General features: G+C 55.9%; 19 protein-coding genes. 7 read left to right on the plus strand and 12 right to left on the minus strand.

Features of this window, described 5'->3' with window-relative positions; all coding sequences use genetic code 11:
* Window positions 1–179: 179 nt before the first annotated feature.
* The 3 genes from djlA to ACZYUB_RS07150 are packed head-to-tail and all read right to left on the minus strand — an operon-like array spanning window position 180 to window position 2705.
* Complete coding sequence (djlA, locus tag ACZYUB_RS07140; RefSeq protein ID WP_463946712.1) at window positions 180–1010, minus strand: co-chaperone DjlA; 831 nt, start codon at window positions 1008–1010, stop codon at window positions 180–182.
* A complete protein-coding gene (gene murU / locus ACZYUB_RS07145; protein WP_463946714.1) occupies window positions 1000–1713 on the minus strand; it encodes an N-acetylmuramate alpha-1-phosphate uridylyltransferase MurU in 714 nt (237 codons plus the stop codon). The genes djlA and murU overlap by 11 nt, the downstream gene beginning before the upstream one ends.
* A complete protein-coding gene (locus ACZYUB_RS07150) occupies window positions 1701–2705 on the minus strand; it encodes an aminoglycoside phosphotransferase family protein (RefSeq protein WP_463946715.1) in 1005 nt (334 codons plus the stop codon). Before ACZYUB_RS07150 ends, murU begins: the two co-directional genes overlap by 13 nt.
* Window positions 2706–2937: 232 nt before the next feature.
* On the opposite strand from ACZYUB_RS07150, the gene lptD reads away from it, so the two are divergent.
* The 6 genes from lptD to ACZYUB_RS07180 are packed head-to-tail and all read left to right on the plus strand — an operon-like array spanning window position 2938 to window position 9611.
* Window positions 2938–5277 carry an LPS assembly protein LptD gene (lptD, locus tag ACZYUB_RS07155; RefSeq protein ID WP_463946716.1) on the plus strand — a complete coding sequence of 780 codons (2340 nt, stop codon included), beginning with the start codon at window positions 2938–2940 and terminating at the stop codon, window positions 5275–5277.
* 29 nt (window positions 5278–5306) lie between these two features.
* A complete protein-coding gene (surA, locus tag ACZYUB_RS07160) occupies window positions 5307–6605 on the plus strand; it encodes a peptidylprolyl isomerase SurA (protein ID WP_463946718.1) in 1299 nt (432 codons plus the stop codon).
* A complete protein-coding gene (pdxA, locus tag ACZYUB_RS07165; RefSeq protein WP_463946720.1) occupies window positions 6602–7591 on the plus strand; it encodes a 4-hydroxythreonine-4-phosphate dehydrogenase PdxA in 990 nt (329 codons plus the stop codon). The genes surA and pdxA overlap by 4 nt, the downstream gene beginning before the upstream one ends.
* Window positions 7588–8400 (plus strand): 16S rRNA (adenine(1518)-N(6)/adenine(1519)-N(6))-dimethyltransferase RsmA, encoded by an 813-nt coding sequence (gene rsmA, locus ACZYUB_RS07170; RefSeq protein ID WP_463946722.1) that lies wholly within the window; start codon window positions 7588–7590, stop codon window positions 8398–8400. The genes pdxA and rsmA overlap by 4 nt, the downstream gene beginning before the upstream one ends.
* A 2-nt stretch (window positions 8401–8402) precedes the next feature.
* The gene (apaG, locus tag ACZYUB_RS07175) at window positions 8403–8774 is read left to right on the plus strand and encodes a Co2+/Mg2+ efflux protein ApaG (protein ID WP_460884284.1); all 372 of its coding nucleotides are present in this window, start codon (window positions 8403–8405) and stop codon (window positions 8772–8774) included.
* A 9-nt stretch (window positions 8775–8783) separates the two neighbouring features.
* Entirely contained in the window at window positions 8784–9611 is an 828-nt protein-coding gene (locus ACZYUB_RS07180; protein WP_463946723.1) for a symmetrical bis(5'-nucleosyl)-tetraphosphatase, read from the plus strand.
* Window positions 9612–9691: 80 nt separating this feature from the next.
* Here the strand turns inward: ACZYUB_RS07180 and dfrA3 are convergent, their stop codons facing one another.
* The 7 genes from dfrA3 to rplU form a co-directional block, all read right to left on the minus strand.
* Window positions 9692–10180, minus strand: coding sequence for a trimethoprim-resistant dihydrofolate reductase DfrA3 (gene dfrA3, locus ACZYUB_RS07185; RefSeq protein ID WP_463946725.1), 489 nt, complete (start codon window positions 10178–10180; stop codon window positions 9692–9694).
* A 7-nt stretch (window positions 10181–10187) separates the two neighbouring features.
* Complete coding sequence (locus ACZYUB_RS07190) at window positions 10188–10655, minus strand: threonine/serine exporter family protein (RefSeq protein WP_460884281.1); 468 nt, start codon at window positions 10653–10655, stop codon at window positions 10188–10190.
* Window positions 10652–11443, minus strand: coding sequence for a threonine/serine exporter family protein (locus ACZYUB_RS07195; RefSeq protein ID WP_463946726.1), 792 nt, complete (start codon window positions 11441–11443; stop codon window positions 10652–10654). The genes ACZYUB_RS07190 and ACZYUB_RS07195 overlap by 4 nt, the downstream gene beginning before the upstream one ends.
* Window positions 11444–11526: 83 nt before the next feature.
* Window positions 11527–12597 (minus strand): FUSC family protein, encoded by a 1071-nt coding sequence (locus ACZYUB_RS07200; protein WP_463946727.1) that lies wholly within the window; start codon window positions 12595–12597, stop codon window positions 11527–11529.
* 57 nt (window positions 12598–12654) lie between these two features.
* Window positions 12655–13824, minus strand: coding sequence for an Obg family GTPase CgtA (cgtA, locus tag ACZYUB_RS07205; RefSeq protein WP_460884278.1), 1170 nt, complete (start codon window positions 13822–13824; stop codon window positions 12655–12657).
* A gap of 178 nt (window positions 13825–14002) precedes the next feature.
* Window positions 14003–14260 carry a 50S ribosomal protein L27 gene (gene rpmA / locus ACZYUB_RS07210; protein WP_463946729.1) on the minus strand — a complete coding sequence of 86 codons (258 nt, stop codon included), beginning with the start codon at window positions 14258–14260 and terminating at the stop codon, window positions 14003–14005.
* Between the two features lie 18 nt (window positions 14261–14278).
* Window positions 14279–14590: a 50S ribosomal protein L21 gene (gene rplU, locus ACZYUB_RS07215; protein WP_460884276.1), complete on the minus strand. Its 312-nt coding sequence runs from the start codon at window positions 14588–14590 to the stop codon at window positions 14279–14281.
* Window positions 14591–14843: 253 nt separating this feature from the next.
* On the opposite strand from rplU, the gene ispB reads away from it, so the two are divergent.
* Window positions 14844–15815 carry an octaprenyl diphosphate synthase gene (gene ispB / locus ACZYUB_RS07220; RefSeq protein WP_463946731.1) on the plus strand — a complete coding sequence of 324 codons (972 nt, stop codon included), beginning with the start codon at window positions 14844–14846 and terminating at the stop codon, window positions 15813–15815.
* A 226-nt stretch (window positions 15816–16041) separates the two neighbouring features.
* Here ispB and ACZYUB_RS07225 read toward each other — a convergent pair whose 3' ends face one another.
* Window positions 16042–17433, minus strand: coding sequence for an ABC transporter substrate-binding protein (locus ACZYUB_RS07225; RefSeq protein WP_463946733.1), 1392 nt, complete (start codon window positions 17431–17433; stop codon window positions 16042–16044).
* 9 nt (window positions 17434–17442) lie between these two features.
* Window positions 17443–19422 (minus strand): methyl-accepting chemotaxis protein, encoded by a 1980-nt coding sequence (locus tag ACZYUB_RS07230; RefSeq protein ID WP_463946735.1) that lies wholly within the window; start codon window positions 19420–19422, stop codon window positions 17443–17445.
* Between the last annotated feature and the right edge of the window lie 302 nt (window positions 19423–19724).

The following is a 19724-nucleotide window of genomic DNA, read 5'->3' on the forward strand; positions in this document are numbered from 1 at the left end:
ACAACCGCAGACACGCCATGAACCCTTCCATGGGGGCTCGACGGCGGCATCCCTGCCGCCAACGGTCTGCTTTTTATCCAGACGCCACCCTATTCCATTCACCACAACGAACTGGGACATAGCGATGATGGACGGGCGCTCACTGTGCCCACGCCCAAACTCGGCGAGCTGCGCGTGGTTTAGCGGATCCCTCGCTGCTGCTTGATCAACTCCCAGGCTTGCTGGATTTCCTGGGTTTTCTCCTTGGCCATATTCATCATCTCCGGCGGTAGCCCCTGAGACGCCAGCTTGTCCGGATGATGCTTGCTCATCTGCTTGCGGTAGGCTTTTTTCACCTCGTTATCACTGGCACTGTCCTGAACACCGAGCAGGGTATAGGCATCCTTGAGGCGATCCCGAGCCGGTGGCGGTGTCCATCCAGCGCCCTGGTGTCCAGTCCCCGCCCGTTGCTGATGGCGACCAAAGCTGGTTTCCGCCTCTGCCATGGCGAGAAACTGTTCCAGCTCCCAGCGGGAAAAGCCGAGCAGCTCGGCCACCTCCAGCAATCGCAGCCGCTGCTCGCCTTGCAAGGCACCGTCGGCAAAAGCGGCCTGCAGCTGGATCTCCAGAAACACCCGCAGCAAATCCATCTGCCCGCGGCAGGCACGGCGGAAACTGGCCAGTTCTTGCTCCAGCGGATAATCCGCATCCTTGCCCTGACGAAACGACTCCTGAGCCTCGCGCCGGATCTCGCCCTGCAGTTGCATCCGATCCATAAACAGACTGGCAATGCGGATCTGTTGTTCACTGACCCGTCCCGCCGCCTTGGCGATATGGCCCATCACTGCGAAGGTGGTATGAAAGAACAGCGCCTGTTCGGCACGCGTCGGCACCCGGCGAAAACTGAAACCCTGCTGACGCCGTTTACCGATGTCATAGGCATGACCAATCCACAGCCCGAACAAGGCGCCAATCCAGTTCCCCAGCCAAAGGCCGAGTAAGAAGCCAATCAATTTGCCTTTATAGTGCATCGACCACTCCTTGCCCGGAGGCTGAATCGCTGCTCAGCTGTCGAGTTCGCAGCAGTTGATCCAGTTGCAGCAAGCGCTCGGGCGTGCCGATATCGCGCCATTCGACCCGCAGATGAGAGCCTGACACCTGATCTGCCGCAATCCAGCGCCGGAACCAGGGCAACAATGGTTGCTTACCCGCAGGTACCTCGGCAAAGGCTTGCGGCTGATAGAGAGCCACACCGCTGAAAGTCAGCGCCGGTTGCGCCAACACGCGCCCCTGCCGCAGGCTAAAATCGCCCTGCGGATGCTGCGGCGGGTTATCCACCAGCCACAAATGGGCTAGATCCTCGCCCAGACTCTGCTGCACGAAGCCGGCATAGTCGCCATCGAGCCAGATATCGCCATTGATCACCAGGAACGGTGCATCTCCCAGCAGCGGCAGGGCCTGACGAATGCCGCCCGCCGTCTCCAGTCCACCAGCGGCTTCAGCCGACCAGCAGATCTGCACGCCGAACCGGGAACCATCCCCCAGTGCCGCCTCCAGCTTGTCACCCAGCCAGGCGTGGTTGATCACCAGCTCGCGAATACCCGCCGCCCGCAATTTCTCAATGTGGTGCACGATGAGCGGCTTGCCGCCGACACTCAGCAGCGGTTTGGGCAACTCATCAGTCAGCGGGCGCATGCGCTCTCCCCGACCGGCAGCCAGGATCATGGCGCGCATGACGACACCTCGCTCTGGGGCTGATATGGAAAATGCGGTAGAACCCGCAGCTCGAGCCAGGCGGCAAACGACTGCAACTCCGGCTCCGCACGCGCGGTTTCCCAGACATAGAACAGAGTGCGCGGAATATCTTTCAGATAGCCGGATTTACCGTCTCTATGGTGCAAGCGGCAGAAGATGCCAGCGGCCTTGAGATGACGCTGCATACCGGTCAATGCCAAGGCTGAACGGAAACGGGCTTCATCCATGCCCGCCAGCAAGCCGGCAGCCTGATAGCACTGATAACCCAAGGTCACCATGTCGTTGACCAGAGATAATGGCCAGCGCACATAGCAGTCCTTGAGCAGGGAGACTAAATCGTAGGTCAGAGGCCCGCATACCATATCCTGGAAGTCGATCACCGCCAGGGATTCGTCCGCCAGCACCATCAGGTTACGACTGTGAAAATCCCGGTGCATCACCACCTGCGGCTGTGCCAGATTGTTGCGGGTTAGCAGACCAAAGGTCTCCTCCAGCAAGCGCTGTTCCGTCTCATCCAGGTGCAACCCCAAGTGCTTCGCCAGAAGCCATTCCGGGAAGATGCTGTTTTCTCGGGCCATAAATTCGGCATCGAAAGGCTCCAAGGGCAGCTCAATGCGCGCCATGGCGGGCAACAAGGCGATAGCCTTGCCATACCAGTGACGCACCGAGGCTGAATCCAATCGAGCCAGCAGCATCTCGTCCCCTAAATCCGAGACACAGAGAAACCCTTGGTCCAGATCAACGGCATGAACAATGGGTGCCGGGATGGCCGCCCGCTGCAGCGCTTGGGCATTGCGCACAAACTCGCGGTTTTTCTCGGTTTGTGGTGGGGCATCAACCCAGATGCGGCCATGGGCTCGATAGTAACGGCGGAAGCTGGCATCCCCGGAAATAAGCTGCAACTGCAGCTGCGGATCCTGTTCACAATTTTGCGCCCAGAGGGTCAGGGCTGGTAATCGGTCTTGATTCATATCGATATAAAAACAGGGCCATTGCTTAGCCCTGATACCTGGTCGTTGACACTGCCATGAGGAACGGGGGGCGATATGCCAATCGCCCCAACGTAGGGCGTTAGCCCTGATTGAAATAATGCTTTATCATTGTCGGCTAACATAAAATAATGGCCCGCAAAGCACAACCCGCGGTCGGCGCCTCTTCTTTGTTCGCCCGGTTCGCCAACCGTCAGGAATCATAGAGCTGATAATGACTCATCGCACCCTAGGATTAACCAGTACCCTGATCGCGACCAGCCTGCTGGCGACACCTTCTGCGCAAGCCGCCGAAGGCGTCGGAACTTTTGATCAGCGTTGTTACAGTGATGTACCTCTGGCACAGGATGCGCCCGCCAATATCAATCAACTCCCCGTGGAAGTCAGCGCTGATAGTGCCGAGGCGACGCAGGATGGCAAAGCGATTTACCGCGGTGATGTGCAGATTTTTCAGGGTATCCGCACTCTGAGCTCCAAATATACCGAGTTGAACCAGGTCACCCGTGATCTGACTGCGGAAGGCAACGTCTTCTATCAGGATGGCCAGGTTACCCTGCGTAGCAATGATGCCCTGCATTCCAATCTGGATACCCGGGAAACCCGGCTGGATAAGGCAGAATATCAGCTGCATAGCTCACCAGCCCGCGGCAAGGCAGAGCATATCAATCTGAATGAACAGCAACGCCAGCTAGAGTTGCAAACCGCGCAATTCACCACCTGCCCTCCTGGCCAGGAGATGTGGTGGCTGAAGGCCAGCTCGGTCAAAGTCGATCAGAACGAGGTGTTCGGCGAAGCCTGGAATGCCTCGCTCTGGCTGTACGATGTACCGGTCTTTTATGTTCCTTACATGACCTTCCCGGTCAAGGATGAGCGCAAGTCCGGACTTCTTTATCCAACCTTCGGTTTTAGTTCCTCGGATGGTATTGACCTGCGCACACCCTATTACTGGAATATTGCTCCGAACTACGACATGACGCTGACACCGCGCTATATCGAGAACCGCGGCACCATGTTGCAGAATGAATTCCGCTACATGCCGACGGAAGAACAAAAGGGCAAACTCTACACCGAATATATGGGTGAAGATCGTCGAGCCAAGGCTTCGGATGCCAACATCGACTCCCGCTGGTTGGTGAACTTGAACCATCAATCCCGATTGAATGATGACAGTCTGCGCATCAAGGCCGACGCGACCCGGGTTGGGGAGCATGATTACAACTACTTCAATGACCTATCTCCGCCCATCTCCAGTGGCGTCGATAACCAGTTGATGCAGTCCCTCTCCGGTGGCGTCTACCAGGAGCAGTGGAACTTCAGCGGCGAAGTGCGTGACTATCAGATCCTGTTGCCCGATGCCTTGGAGCCGCACCAGATGCTGCCGCGTATCAACTACAACGCCTACCATACCGGTAACTGGTACGAGACTTCTCTTTCCAGCGAATTAACTCGATTTGCTCACAGCTCGGAGCGCCGCAAAGCCTATACCGGCGATCGTTTGCATCTGGAACCGGAGTTGACGATTCCGCTGGCCAAGGCCCCCGGATACAGTCTCGAGAGCCAGTTCAAGCTGATGTATACCCACTATCAGCAAGAAGTACCTTCGGATCTGGACAGCTACTACCAGCAGCAAGGGTTTGGCAACCTCTCCTCCACCGTCAATCGCACCCTGCCCTCGGCGCGCGTCAAGGGCGGGCTGGTCTTTGATCGGATCGGCAACTGGAATCAACAGCTCTATACCCAGACTCTGGAACCGGAATTCCAGTACCACTATGTGCCGTATCAGAATCAGGACAATATCGGTCTGTTTGATACCACCAACATGCTGCCGGATTACTACAGTCTGTTCAGTGACCGACGTTATGCCGGACTGGATCGGATCAGTGACGCCAATAATGTCAGCATGGGCTTGACCAGCCGGGTATTTGATGACCAGAGCGTCGAGCGAGTGCGCGTCACCGTGGGCCAGGCGTATTCGCTGACTAAACCCAGAGTGACCTTACTGCCGAATCAGGCGGACAGCTCCAATTCCCGATCCTTGCTGACCTTCGAAGGGGATGTCCACCCCAGCGATCCCTGGTTCCTCAAGGCGCGCATGCTTTACAATACCGAAGAAAGCCGGGTGTCACTGGGGAGTAGCGCGGTTGAATACCGTCAAGATCAATTCATGGCGCAGCTCAATTACCGCTATGTGCGACAAGGCAATGTCGTCGTCACGGCACCCTATGAGCAGACGGACATGAGTCAACTCGGTGGCCTGACCGCGATCCCGATCAATCAGAAATGGCAAGCCATTGCCGCCTATTACTACGATTTGCAGCAAAGCCTGAATATCGATCGTCTCATCGGGCTACGCTACGACTCCTGTTGCTGGAGCCTGGATCTGGTTCTGGAACAGGAAAACAAACCCGATAACGTCACCTTGACCGCCAGCCCGGAAACCCGAGTTGGCCTGCAATTCCAGATGAAGGGGCTGGGCAGTGTCGGTTCAGGCACCAACTACACCCTGGATACTCAACTGTTGCCCTATACGCGTCCATTTAACCTGAATGACTGATCGTCGGTCATAGACCCGGAATGAGATTGATGAAGAAAAGTATGTATAAATTGTTAACCTGCGCCCTGTTGGCCAGTATCGGACTGAGCAGTCAGGCGGCCACACTGGATCGCGTCGTGGCCGTCGTCAATCAGGATGTGGTTCTTGCCAGCCAGCTCGACAGTCTGGTTGCCAAGGTACAGCATGACGCAGCCGCCAGCGGCCAACCATTGCCTGAATATACCCAACTGCGCAAGCAGGCTCTGGATCGTCTGATCAGCGAGAGTCTGGTGGTACAGCTGGCGGATCGTCAGGGGCTGCGCGTCAGCGATACCCAGCTCGATCAGGCGATTGCGTCTATCGCGTCGGACCAGAAAATCAGCGTAGAACAACTCAAGCAACAAGCAGCCGCCGATGGGCTGAGCGAAGCCCAGTTCCGGGATCAGGTTCGCCGCGAATTACTGATGAGTGAAGTACGCCGCAACCAGATGCGTCAGCGGATCAATATCTCCGATCAGGAAGTCGCCCAGGTGGTCAAACTGATCCAGACCCAAGGTAGCAAGGAGCAGCAGTATCACGTTGGTCATATCATGCTGGCCCTTTCCTCATCAGCGGATGCCGATGAACAGGCCCGGGTGGCAGAAAAAGCCGAACAAATCCTGACTCAACTCAAGGCCGGCGCAGACTTCAAAAAAATTGCCATGGCTGAAAGCTCGGGCCCGAAGGCCCTTGAAGGCGGCGATTGGGGATGGATGACGCTCGAAGAGATGCCGACCCTGCTGGCGGAAGCGGCTCGTGGTGCCCATGATGGTGATGTGGTGGGCCCCCTGCGCTCCGGTGCCGGTCTGCATATCGTCAAGATTTTTGCCAGCCGTGGCGCAGCACAAGGCCAACAGATTGAGGTCAAGGCGCGTCATATCCTGATTCAACCCTCCATCATTCTGAGTGAAGAAAAAGCGAAGCAAATGCTCGAAGGCTTCCTGCGTGATATCAAGGCCGGGAAAGCCAACTTTGCACAGTTGGCCGAAAAGTATTCCGAAGATCCAGGCTCTGCTGTACAGGGTGGTGAATTGGGTTGGGCTAATCCGCAAATTTACGATCCGGCGTTCCGCGACCAGGTATCGACTCTGACTCCGGGCCAATATAGCCAACCGTTCCGTTCCAATCATGGCTGGCATCTGGTGCAGGTTGAAGATCGCCGCAATGAAGCGGCAACCGATGAAGCGCTGAAAAATCGGGCCTACCAGATGATCTACAACCGCCGCTTTACCGAAGAAGCCCAGAGCTGGCTCGATGAGCTGCGGGATGAAGCCTACATCAACATCATCGCCGAGCGTGCGGTGCCATGAGCCCTGTAGCCCGCATTGTCATAACCCCGGGTGAGCCTGGGGGCATAGGCCCGGATTTGATCCTCGGTCTGTCGAACCAAGACTGGCCCGTAGAATTGGTGATCGTGGCAGATCCTGCCCTGCTGAGCGCTCGTGCCGAGCTGCTGGATCTGGCGGTTGAGTTACAGCCCTATCAGCCTGAGCGCCCGGCTCGCCCCCAGCGCCAGGGAACTCTGACCGTGGCCGCTATCCCGCTGGCAGTTCCTGCCGAACCCGGCCAACTCCAGGCTGCCAACGGCCCCTATGTGCTGGCCACCCTGGCGCGTGCCGCTGCTGGTGCTTTGAGTGGCGAGTTTGCGGCCCTAGTGACTGGTCCGGTGCATAAAGGGATCATCAACGAATCCGGGGTCAGTTTCAGTGGTCACACCGAGTTCTTTGCCGAACAGGCGGGTTGTGATCAAGTGGTGATGATGCTGGCAACCGAGGGCTTGCGTGTGGCCCTGGCGACCACCCATCTGCCGTTGAAAGCGGTGGCCGATGCCATCAACCCCAGCAGCCTGACACGAACCATCCAGATCCTGCATCAGGATCTGCGTCGGCAGTTTGGTATTGCCCAGCCGCGGATTTATGTCTGTGGCCTCAATCCCCATGCCGGTGAAGGCGGCCATATGGGACGGGAAGAGATTGATGTGATTGACCCCGTCCTGGCAAGCCTGCGTCAACAGGGCATGGATCTGGTAGGCCCACTGCCTGCTGACACCCTATTTCAGGACAAATATCTGCGCGATGCCGATGCCGTGCTCGCCATGTATCACGACCAAGGATTGCCGGTCCTCAAATACAAAGGCTTTGGACGAGCCGTCAACATTACCCTGGGCCTCCCCTTCATCCGCACCTCGGTCGATCACGGCACGGCGCTGGATCTGGCCGGGACAGGCAAGGCCGACATGGGTAGTCTACTGACCGCCCTCCACCAGGCCATCGATATGGTAACCAAACAAGCATGAGTAACGACAAGGTACATCTGGGCCATACTGCCCGTAAGCGCTTCGGCCAGAATTTTTTGCACGACCACTATGTGATCGATGCCATTGTAGCCGCCATCCATCCGCAAGAAGGCCAGGTGATGGTGGAAATCGGCCCGGGTCTTGGCGCCCTGACCGAACCGGTTGCCTCACAAATCAGCCATATGCATGTTGTCGAGCTGGATCGCGATCTGGCCGAACGCCTGCGGCATCATCCTGTCCTCAAGAACAAGCTGACCATCCACGAAGCGGATGCCATGAAGTTCGACTTCAATCAACTCAAGCAAGACGGCCAGCCACTGCGGGTATTCGGCAATCTGCCCTACAACATCTCCACGCCCCTGATGTTCCATCTGTTTGAGCAATCCGGCCTCATCAGCGACATGCATTTCATGCTGCAAAAAGAGGTGGTCGATCGTCTGGCGGCGGGACCAGGCAGTAAAGCCTATGGTCGCTTGAGTGTGATGGCGCAATATTATTGCCAGATCATTCCCGTGCTACAGGTCGGCCCAGGCGCCTTCAAGCCAGCGCCGAAGGTGGATTCGGCCGTGGTTCGGCTGGTCCCACATACCAAACCGGCACTGGTGGCAACCCAGGTCAATGATCTGCAGCGGGTATGTCTGGAGGCCTTCAACCAACGCCGGAAGACCATCCGCAATAGTATGCGCAACTTCATTACACCGGAGCAGTTGACGCTGCTGGGCATAGATCCTAATCTGCGCCCAGAGAACCTCACGCTGGAACAGTTTGTGACCATCGCAAACTGGCTGAGCGCGCACCCACAGGGGTAACCATGGTTGACCGTATCCTGATCCGCTCTTACCCCCGCTATCTTGCGGAACAATCAGTGCCCGATCAGGCGAACTTCAGCTTTGGTTACACCATTGAAATTGAAAATCAGGGAAATCGGCAGGTGCAACTGCTGGAGCGACATTGGTTCATCACCGATGCCAATGGCCAGCGTACCGAAGTGCAGGGTGTAGGCGTCGTTGGCGAACAACCCTTCATCAATCCTGGTGAGTGTTATGCCTATCAAAGCGGTGTCCAACTCAAGACGCCGCTGGGCTTCATGCAAGGAAGCTATACCTTTCAGGATGAGTCGGGTGAGCTATTTGACATCGATATCCCCCTCTTCACCCTGGCCATTCCCCATCTGATCCACTAAACAGGCTCTATGGCACTTTATTTTGTTGGCGATGTGCAGGGCTGCTACGACGAGTTGCGGCAACTGCTGGATTTGGCTGGTTTCAGCCAGGACGAAGACGAACTCTGGTTAACCGGAGATCTGGTCGCGCGCGGCCCCAAATCACTCGAGGTCCTGCGTTATGTCGTATCTCTCGGTGAGCGAGCCACGACAGTACTCGGTAATCACGATCTGCATCTTCTGGCCACTGCTGCCGGTTATGCCAAACCGAAGAAGAAAGATCAGCTTGATGCGCTGCTCAATGCGCCCGATGCGGCAAAGTTACTCCGTTGGTTGCGTCTGCAACCCCTGCTAGCGGAGCACCCGACCCGGCCTGTGATGATGTGCCATGCTGGCCTCTCCCCGCAGTGGGATTTGTCAACCGCCCGGCGCTGTGCCCGCGAGGTAGAAGACTTGCTGCGCAGCGATCAGGGGAATTGGCTGCTGTGCCACATGTATGGCAACGATCCAGCCCATTGGGATGAGCGCTTGGCAGGGCTCCCCCGCTGGCGCTATATCATCAATACCTTCACCCGGATGCGTTTCTGCGGCATTGATAATAGCCTCGACTTTCATAGCAAGGTGTCACCGAAACAGCAGAGCCCGAACCTGAAACCCTGGTTCGAGTTGCGCCCCCAGCGAGAGGATGAACCGGAGTTGGTCTTTGGCCATTGGGCGGCGCTGATGGGGCAATGTCCGGTGCCTCGCATTCATGCCCTGGATACGGGCTGTGTCTGGGGTAATCAGCTCACGCTCTGGCGTTGGGATGATGATGCCATCTTCAGTCTGGGTTGCCCCATGTACGCCAAAGGCGACTGATTCGCTCAACAGAGCGCCAATAAAAAAAACCGCCCTGTTTTTTGGCGGTTTTTTTGTATCTGGTGGCGCCAATAGGCGGTTCAGCGCTGACGACTCAAGGTAACAAATTCGCAGGCATAACTGTTCTTATCGTCAGCAGGATGCGTTGACCGCTCCAACTCCTGCCACCCAAGCGATAGGTAATCCGGAAAATGGGTATCACCGTTCAACTGAGCGTCAATGTAGGTTAGATACAAGCGATCCGCTCGGGGCAGAGCCTCGGCATAGAGTTGCCCGCCACCGATGATCATCGCTTCCTCACAGTCGGTTAATAGCGCCAGAGCCGCATCCAGCGAGGTAGCCACCTCCACCCCTTCGGCCTGCCATTGGGGATTGCGGCTAATCACGATATTACGACGGCCTGGTAAAGGACGGCCGATCGACTCAAAGGTACGGCGCCCCATCACTACAGGCTTCCCCAGAGTAACGGCTTTGAAATGGCGCAGATCGGCAGGCAAATGCCATGGCATGGCATTGTCTTTTCCGATAACTCGATCCTGGGCCATGGCGGCGATCAGCGAAAGCAACATAACAGACTCATACGATTGGGCGATTGCGGTAAATGATCAACGGCGGAATGGCCAGGCCGAAGCTCAGGGCCATCAAAATAAACAGCGTCTTCAATCCATTCTCGATAGCAGCATTGATGAGATGCCCACTGACGCCTTCGCTGTTCATGCTCAGCACGGCAATGATGGTATTGAACGCGAATTTGCCGGGTATCATAGGGATTATGCAGGCCACGGTAAAGACCGGGCGCGGCGCCAGCAAACGACGGGACAGATAGACAAACACCAGGCTGACAAAACTGCTGGCCGCCAGCGTGGCCCACTCGATCGGCAACCCGTAATGCATCAGCACGGCGCGCATGCTATGCGCCAGAGCCCCGACCACGGCGCAATACTTCAAGAAACGCGGTGGCACTGAAAACAACATGGCGAAGCCAACCGCTGGGATAGCCGACCAGAATGCGTCCCACAATGCCAGACTAACCAGCTCTTTCATGGCTGCCACCCCCAGACTCCGGTGAGCATCATCGCCAAAACAATACCGGTTGTGGCACTCAGGGTCAGCATGGTTGCGGTCAACCAGCGCGCCAACCCCATGTTGTAATAGCCTTTGACCACATCCAGCATGGCATTGATCAACGGAAAGCCAGGCACCAGCAGCAAAACGCAGGCAGCCATCGCCAGCTGGGGTTGCGCCCCCCAGTTATTCAGGGTAGCCAGGCTGGCGATCAAGGTCGCAACAAAGGCTGTCGCGGAAAAGTTCAACAGTGGACTGAAATGCCGATGGGCAATTTCCTGACGTACAAACATACCGACGGATGAAGCCAGAACCGTGATCAGGAATACCGGCCAGTCTCCCCCGAATAGCAGACTGAAGCTGCCACAGGAGAGGCCAATCATAGCGACCACGGCCCAACGGTTATAGCGATACGGCTTGATGGCCTCCAGACGGGCACGCACCTCGTCGGTATTTTCCAGCAATTTTTTCTCGGCCAGAATGCAGATACGCTGGATCTCGCACAGCACCTGCATGTTGATACCAAACTCATGAATGCGTCGCGTGGTGGTAATACAGGAACCATGGTTCAGGGTAGTCAGGATCACGGCACTAGGCGTGATCGCCATCTCTACGCTCTCGACACCCAGAGTCAGACCGAGGCGACAGGTCGTTTGCTCGATGATGCGACTCTCAGCCCCACAAGAGGCCAGCATCTGTGCGGTTTTGACTAATACCCGGGTGAGCGCGGTCTGCTCATCACGAGTTAACTGTTTCTGCTCTTGCATCGCGTTCATCCCTGAAAGTGTGCTGAGGACTGATCTCTGCTGGCGATTATAACGACATTCGCCCTACGGTTCGTTAATCGATATCAAGGATCATTCCGGCTCACGGCCAAGCCCCGGATCAATTTCTCCAACAGGGTGATCTGCAAGCTGGTCTGGTAAATCAACCAGCCATAACCATAGGCATTCAGAGAATGACTCTGTTGCTGTTCCAGACTGCCCAGCATCATCTGCTTGAGCTTCAGACCATCCTCGGAAGCCGCCTCTGGAAGCTCGAGCTGTTCACCGGCACAGAAACGGCTAAATGCCGTTAAACGCTCGCCCAGTGTCCTGGCCTGGACGCTGATAGCATACTGCTGCTGAATCGCATGAGCGCTGGCACTGTTCTCCCAACGGCTCTGCGCCAAGAGCTCCAGCAGTAGCAGACAGCGTTCTTGCACCTCCACCAGAGCCTCCAACTCCTTGCCATAAGGCCTGAGGCTTCGACTTTCCATACGAACCGAATTCAGTAAACCACGCTGTCGTTGTACCGTCTTCTGTAGCTGTTTGATGCGTCCGCGGGTCTGTAGGGGTTTATGTACGTTCGGGGATAAATGACTCTGCCAGAGATGGGACATTCCCCGCAGGACGTGTGCCAGCAGCCAGCGCCATTCATTGCGCGCCCGCAGTGGCAAAACACACTGGGAGACCAGAATTGCGATCGCACAACCCAGCAAAATTGTGGCCGTCCGCCACATGGCCTCCTCCATGCCCTGATCGCCGCCATCCAGCACTATCATCAGGGTGAAGCCGGCGACCAGGTAGGCATAACTCATCTTGCCACTGGCACGCCAGGTAATAAAAGCGATGGCCAGCAGCGCCAAAAGACCACTGAGCCAGGGATCCTGTGTCAGAGAGAGGATCAGGATCCCGTACGCAGCCCCAAACAGGGTACCAATAATGCGTTGGATCGATTTCTCCAAGGCACCTCCGACCTGAGGCAAGGTCAGCATGATTATGACGATCGTCACCGAGGTCCAGGCCAGATAAGGTACGGGATAGAGCAGATTCAGCAGGTGAGCGATCAATAGCGCCAACGAAATTTTGATCACATGAATGACGCGGATATGCTGGTAAATCAGGGTTTCAAAGCGGGAAGCAGGGGAAAAAACAGACATGCAGGCACCTGAAAAGACAATCCCTCCCCTGCAGAGCAAGAGGAGGGATTGGCGGTATCAACGGGTGTAAATGACTTCTACATCGTAGTCATCTTCATCCCAATCATCATCGTCGTCATCAGCATCCTCTTCGGCAACCTGAGCCAGTTGTTCCTTGTGGTAGTCGTCCCACTTGAACTCAACCCGTTCCGGTTGCTGCGCCGCCAATTCACTCGGCTTCGGCATACTTTCCAGCAGTTTGAGGATGTCATAACAAATCGGGTCTGTACCCTGCTTGTCAAATGCGGAAATACGATAGACAGGACCTTCCCAGGCCATTTCCCGCACCACTCGTTCGATGATGGCGTCAGCCTCTTCTTCCAACACCAGATCCAGCTTGTTGAACACCAACCACCGCGGTTTGGCCGCCAGCTCGGGACTGTATTTTTCCAACTCGTGGATAATGGTGGTGGCACTCACGGCCGGATCTGACTCGTCTGGCGGCAGAATATCCACCAGATGCAGAAGAACCCGACAGCGCTCGAGGTGCTTGAGGAAACGAATCCCCAGCCCGGCACCTTCAGCGGCACCTTCAATCAAGCCCGGAATATCAGCGACCACGAATGATTTTTCGGAGCGCATCCGCACCACACCCAGGTTCGGCACCAGGGTGGTAAACGGATAATCGGCAACCTTGGGGCGTGCCGCCGAGACTGCGCGGATAAAAGTGGATTTACCGGCATTCGGCATACCAAGCAGACCTACATCCGCCAGCAACAGCAGTTCCATGCGCAAATTGCGGTGTTCACCAGGAGTACCCATGGTTTTTTGCCGTGGAGCACGATTGACCGAACTCTTGAATCGGGTATTGCCCAGACCATGGAAGCCGCCTTTGGCTACCATCAGTTTCTGGCCGTGCTGGGTCAAATCCCCCAACACTTCGCCGGTATCTTCATCGACGGAGCGAGTACCAACCGGCACTTTCAAAACCAAATCCTGACCACGAGCGCCGGTACAGTTGGCCCCTCGGCCGTTCTCGCCACGCTGAGCAGCATGGAAGCGTTCGAAACGGAAATCGATCAGAGTGTTCAGGTTTTCATCGGCCAGCAGATAGACATCACCACCATCACCGCCATCGCCACCATCCGGACCACCGTTCGGGATATATTTTTCGCGGCGGAAACTGACGCAGCCATTGCCGCCGTCACCCGCCTCGATACGGACCTGGACTTCATCAACAAATTTCATACTTTTACAACTCCCGCACCCAGCTCAAGCTTGTGGTGCAATTATAGAGATCAGGAACGATTACCGCGATGCGTCCGATAGGCGATGATTCGGTCTGAACGACCAACCGCTGATGGTCAGCGGCAGTAAAACAAAAGGCCCTGCCATAGGGCAGGGCCTTTCGAGCCTTCAGCGCGAATTACTCAGCAACGATGCTGACATACTTGCGATTGTTCGGGCCTTTAACTTCGAATTTGACCTTGCCTTCCGCGGTAGCAAACAGGGTGTGGTCTTTGCCACAACCAACGTTGGTACCAGCATGGAACTTGGTGCCGCGTTGACGGATGATAATGCTACCCGCCAGTACAGTTTCACCACCGAAACGCTTCACGCCCAGGCGTTTGGCTTCGGAGTCACGACCGTTGCGGGAAGAACCGCCAGCCTTTTTATGTGCCATTTGATGGTCTCCTCAGTATTAGGCAGTGATGCCAGTGATCTTGACTTCGGTGAACCACTGACGGTGGCCCATCTCTTTACGGTGATGCTTACGGCGACGGAACTTGACGATCTTGACCTTCTCGCCACGGCCATGAGCCACAACTTCAGCCAAAACCTTACCGCCGGCAACGTATGGAGCACCGACCTTCACTTCTTCGCCTTGGGCAACCATCAGAACTTTATCGAATTCTACGGTAACACCGGTTTCAGCTTCCAGCTTCTCCAGGCGGATAACCTGGCCTTCAGCTACACGGTGTTGCTTGCCGCCACTTAGGATAACAGCGTACATGTTTAAACTCCGAATTGGGCACCCACTCTGCCTTGCAGACGATGCACAAAAAACTAGATGACAATGGGCGCGCATTCTACGCAACTTGCCTGGGTGAGGCAAGGCCCATTTCAGGAAAAGATCATATTGTGATCACCGCCAAGTTGAAGCAGCGGATAACACCGGACACTGCATTAGCTTAACAATTCATGTAGAATCGGGAAACACGAATTCGGCATCTCCGAGCCCTCATCAGGACTTAGTATCGATAGTTATGGATCAACACGCAATTCGCGCGATTTCTGCCGATGATATGCAAGCGGTGAATGCGCTCATCCTACAGCGTCTTCAGTCTGATGTTGCTCTCATCAATCAACTTGGCGTGTATATCGTCAATGGGGGCGGCAAGCGCATGCGTCCCCTGTTGGCCGTACTGGCAGCTCGTGCCCTCGGTTACGACGGCGATCAACACATCAAACTGGCAACCATCATCGAGTTCATTCATACCGCCACGCTACTGCACGATGACGTGGTTGACGAATCCGAACTGCGACGTGGTCGTGATACCGCCAATGCACTGTTTGGTAACGCCGCCAGCGTATTAGTCGGCGATTTTCTGCATACCCGCTCCTTCCAGATGATGGCGGAACTCGGTAATTTGCGGATCATGGAAATCTTGGCCGAAACCACCAATATAATTGCCGAAGGTGAGGTCATGCAGTTGATGAACTGCAACGATCCCTCAACTACGGAGGAAAGTTATTTTCAGGTCATCTATTGCAAGACAGCCAAACTGTTCGAAGCCGCCACTCGTCTCGGCGCAGTATTGTGTGGCAGTACCCCCGAGCTCGAACGAGCCATGCAAGATTACGGTCGCTATCTGGGTACCGCCTTCCAGATCATTGATGATGTGATGGATTACACTTCGGCCAGTACCGAAATGGGTAAAAACGTTGGTGATGACTTGGCCGAAGGCAAACCAACCCTGCCGCTCATCTATGCAATCCGGCAGGCAGATGATCAGCAACGAGCACTTCTGGTCGAGGCCATCGTCGAACGCAATGGGCTGGAGCGGCTTGATGAAATACTGAACATACTCACCCAGACGGGCGCCATCGATTACAGCCAACGTCGAGCTCAGGAAGAGGCCGCAAAGGCAAAGGCCGCATTGGATATACTGCCGGCTGGTCACTACCGGCAAGCGCTGTATGAGCTGGCGGATCTGGCCGTTGCCCGCATCAGTTAGCCCAGCTGAAAGTTAGTTAGCTCGTTCGCCTCCGCGCCTTTAATGCGCATAACTGTATCAAGGCCGGAGCGGCCTTGTAGGGGCCTCCCCTCCGCCTCCGGGGTTATCCAGCCGAGCTGGAAAGAGAACCATAAAAACAGGGAGCGCCTTGTTGGCGCTCCCTGTTTTTATTCACGACCTTGTATTCTCGACGAAGATAACTGCCCAGTCAGTCCTCTGCCTTGACTCAGGGAGCCGTCGGGGTAGCCGAGCTCACAGCCCCCAACAGAGCCTCTTCTGCCGCATCCAGAGCTACCGCCTCTGTTGTAACCGCACTGCTGACAGCGCCCGATACCGGGCTGGCGAGTCCAGCTGGCTGGCATACCGTCCCACTACTGCTGGCAGCAGCCTGTTGGGGCGCATACCAAGCCGCCAGACTCTGTTGCAGTTGCGTCGCGGCCGCCTGCGGCGTCAGAGTCCCGAGAACAACCTGTTGCGATACGTCATTCAATTGCTGGCTCAACGATGGCTCGCCCCGTGACAGAATTTGTGCCGCCACTCGGATGGTGGAGTCACAACTATCGCGCCAGCTCATCATGGTGCTGGCCACCGGATTTTTCAGCTCGAAGAAATGGTTGGAGAGCGAGAAGAATCCAGGCACCGCATTGGAGTACAACTCGGCAAATTCAGCACTGGCCATCCACTCCAGCAACTGGCGGGCCGCTTCCTTGTTCTTGCTCTTGGCATTGATGGCAATCCCGATATCGGTATGGTCGGTGAAATAACAGGCATCCCCGTCCTTAGCAACAGGAGGTGGGAATGCGCCGAAATTGACCTTGCCATCAAATTGGCTGATCGCCCAGGAGCCCGCCACTATCATGGCCGCCTTCCCGGATTGAAACGCCTCGACAGCTTGCGCCTCGGTCACATCCCCCGGAGCATTGCCCAGATAAGGCGACCAGCGCGCGAGTTCGTCAAATACCGCCACATACTCAGGATCCGTCAACTGGGCTTTCCCCTCAATCAACGCCAGCCGTCCATCTTCACCATGCCAATAGTTCGGCCCTATGTTCTGGAATCCCAACTCGGAAACCACCCAGTTATCATGCGCCGCCAACGCCAGGGGCTGATAACGGCCGTCGGCTTTGACCTTTTCCATCACTGCAAAAAATTGCTCCCGTGTCTTGGGAACATCGAGCCCTAACGTTTTGAAAATATCCAGGTTGTAATAAAAGCCCTGGATCACCGAAGCAATCGGCAAGCAGAAGGTTTGTGCTCCGGTATCCGTTTGCCAGGCAGCCTTGGCAAAGCTGGGAAAGTTCTCCATCCCTTCCAGATCGGTCAGATCTTCCAGATACCCGTTTTTGAACAGTTGCAGGGACTCATCATAGGGCCGACAGCTAATCAGATCGCCAGCCTGCCCCGCCGTCAACCGCTGGCTGACGGTCGCTTGATATTCGCTGGCACTGACCGCCGCCAGGGTGACATTGATATCCGGATGTTTGGCATGGAAGCGGGGCAAAATTTGCTCCTTCCACAACGCGGCATCATCGATACGCCAGGTTTCAATCACCAGTTCAGTGGCTGCTGCCGAACAGCTCAAACCAAGAGCCAGTATTGCACTACATACTTTCAGCATATCCCTCTCCTAAACCTTGAAACGCGCGATGAGTTGTTGTTGTGTCGCCGCCAGCTCAGCCAGCACATCACTGCTGGATGCCGAATCCCGTGATGCGATTTCAGTTTCATGGGCCACATCGGCTATTCCCGAAATATGCTGGGCGACACCCTGGCTGACCGAGATCTGCTCTGCGGCCGCATGGGCGACCTGATCGGTCATCTCCTTGATGGCTTCCATTCGCTGCGTGACAATTTGCAACGCCTCTTCGGTATCCCGGGTTTGTTGCACACACAACCGCGTCTGCTCGTGACTACGCCCCATCACCGAGACCACATCGTTACTCGATGCCTGCAGATTGTGGATCATGGACTGGATCTCTTCCGTCGACTGCTGGGTGCGATTAGCCAAAGCCCGGACCTCATCGGCAACGACGGCAAAGCCACGGCCGGCATCACCAGCCCGCGCCGCCTCAATCGCGGCGTTCAAGGCCAGCAAATTGGTTTGCTCGGCAATGCCACGGATCACATCCAGAATGCTGCCAATGTTGCCACTGAACCCATCCAGCTTCCGGGTGATGCCGACAGCGGCTTCGATCTCTTCTGCCAGATGTTCGATGCGCTGCCGGTTATTAATCACCAGATTCCGGCTCTGACGGGTCTCGTCATTGGCCTGATCCACTTGATTGCGCGCATTTTCGGTAGAGCGTGCAACCTCGGTGGCACTCACCTCCAGCTCGGTAATGGCCGCAGCCACCTGATCGGTCTGACTCTTTTGATCCTGAACCCGCGCCATGGCGCGCTCGCTGATCTGGGCCGTGCGTTCGGTTTCTGCCACCAGATGCTCGGAGCCGTTGCGGATCTCGACCAACAGTGTATCGGTATTGCTGGCCAACTGATCAATGGAACGGGACAAGGCACCGAACTCATCCTGGCTGCGATAATTGATACGTCGGGTCATATCCCCCTGCGCCATCAACGAAAGCTCCTGGTTGATCAATTGCAACGGGCGTTGAATGCTGCGCGCCGATGACCAGGCCACCAGCAAGGCCACGCCGGCCGAGGCGGCTGACACCAACAGGATCCAGAAGATGGCATTCTGCACAGCACTTGCCGCACGAGCCTTATCGGCTTGCACGCTTTGGCTAGTCACATCGATGAGCGCCTGTAACTCCTGATTGACCTGATTGGAGAGACGATCCAGTTCAGCTTGCGCCGCCAGAACCTCCCGGGTCAGTTGCTGGTCTTGCACCAGCGTGCGGATCAAACCCTGCTCGCCGAATGCCAGCTTCTTAAGCAGCTCGACATTGCGACTAAAGCGCTGTTTCACATCATCAGGCACGACGATATTTTCCAGGCGCTTGCTGGCAATCTCGATATCTTTGGCCAGAACCTTTTCCAGCGAGAGCAGATCCGTATTCGCATCCGTGCGTTGGATCTGTTTGATATCCCGCGCTATGCCGCTCGTGATCAATTCAGCCTTGTTATGCAAAGAGCGCTTGCTGGAAGTAAATTGCAGCAACAAATCGGCCGCCGAGCGATAAGAGTCATCCAGCCGCAAAAACTGATTCCGCATCCCCATCAGGCGAGCTTCCAGCTCCACCTGTTGCTGATGCAACCCCATCATCTTTTCCGCTACCCCGAAGACCTGAGGTGCCAACTTTTGTACGGCCTCGAGTCGACTCAGCTCCGAGCCTTGCAGCTCAAAAGCCACCATCCCCTGAAGCTGCTGACTGTAGAGTTGTTTGCTCTGATCATACTGTTGGCGCAATGCCGGTAGCGCCGTCGACTGCCGATTGCTCAGATGAGCCAGGGTATAGCGATTGGCCAGTAACAAGGCTTCGCGCAAGCGCGTCGTGGTCATCGCCAGCGGTGTTGCCTTCTCGGTCACCTGCTTGAGCTGATTATGAATACCCGTGGTCTGCAGGTAGCTGATGCCACCCAAGATCAGCAACAACAACAACAACAGCGCAAATCCGGCCTTGATGCGTTGGACGATTGAAAGGGTCATCACGTCTTCCCTTGATATAAGTGAATGATTGAAATGGAACAAGCGCATCATCCAGATGCTGAAATCGTTTGCAAATGATTCAGAGTCTATCTGTGCACCAGAACATACTGTGGGCGCATAACACCCACAGACTAATACTCTATCGAAACCCTTAGTCGCATCAGGCTCCGACTATCCCAAGTGTAGACAATCGTACGGCGGAGGAGGTGAGGAAACACGGCCCCGGGGGCTGCCCGCCGCATCCCGAGACTGAAGAGCAAGCATGAGCGGACTAAAAAAATAGAACACTCATCATGATATGC

This window comes from Pseudaeromonas sp. HNCC25DJ182, assembly GCF_055413365.1.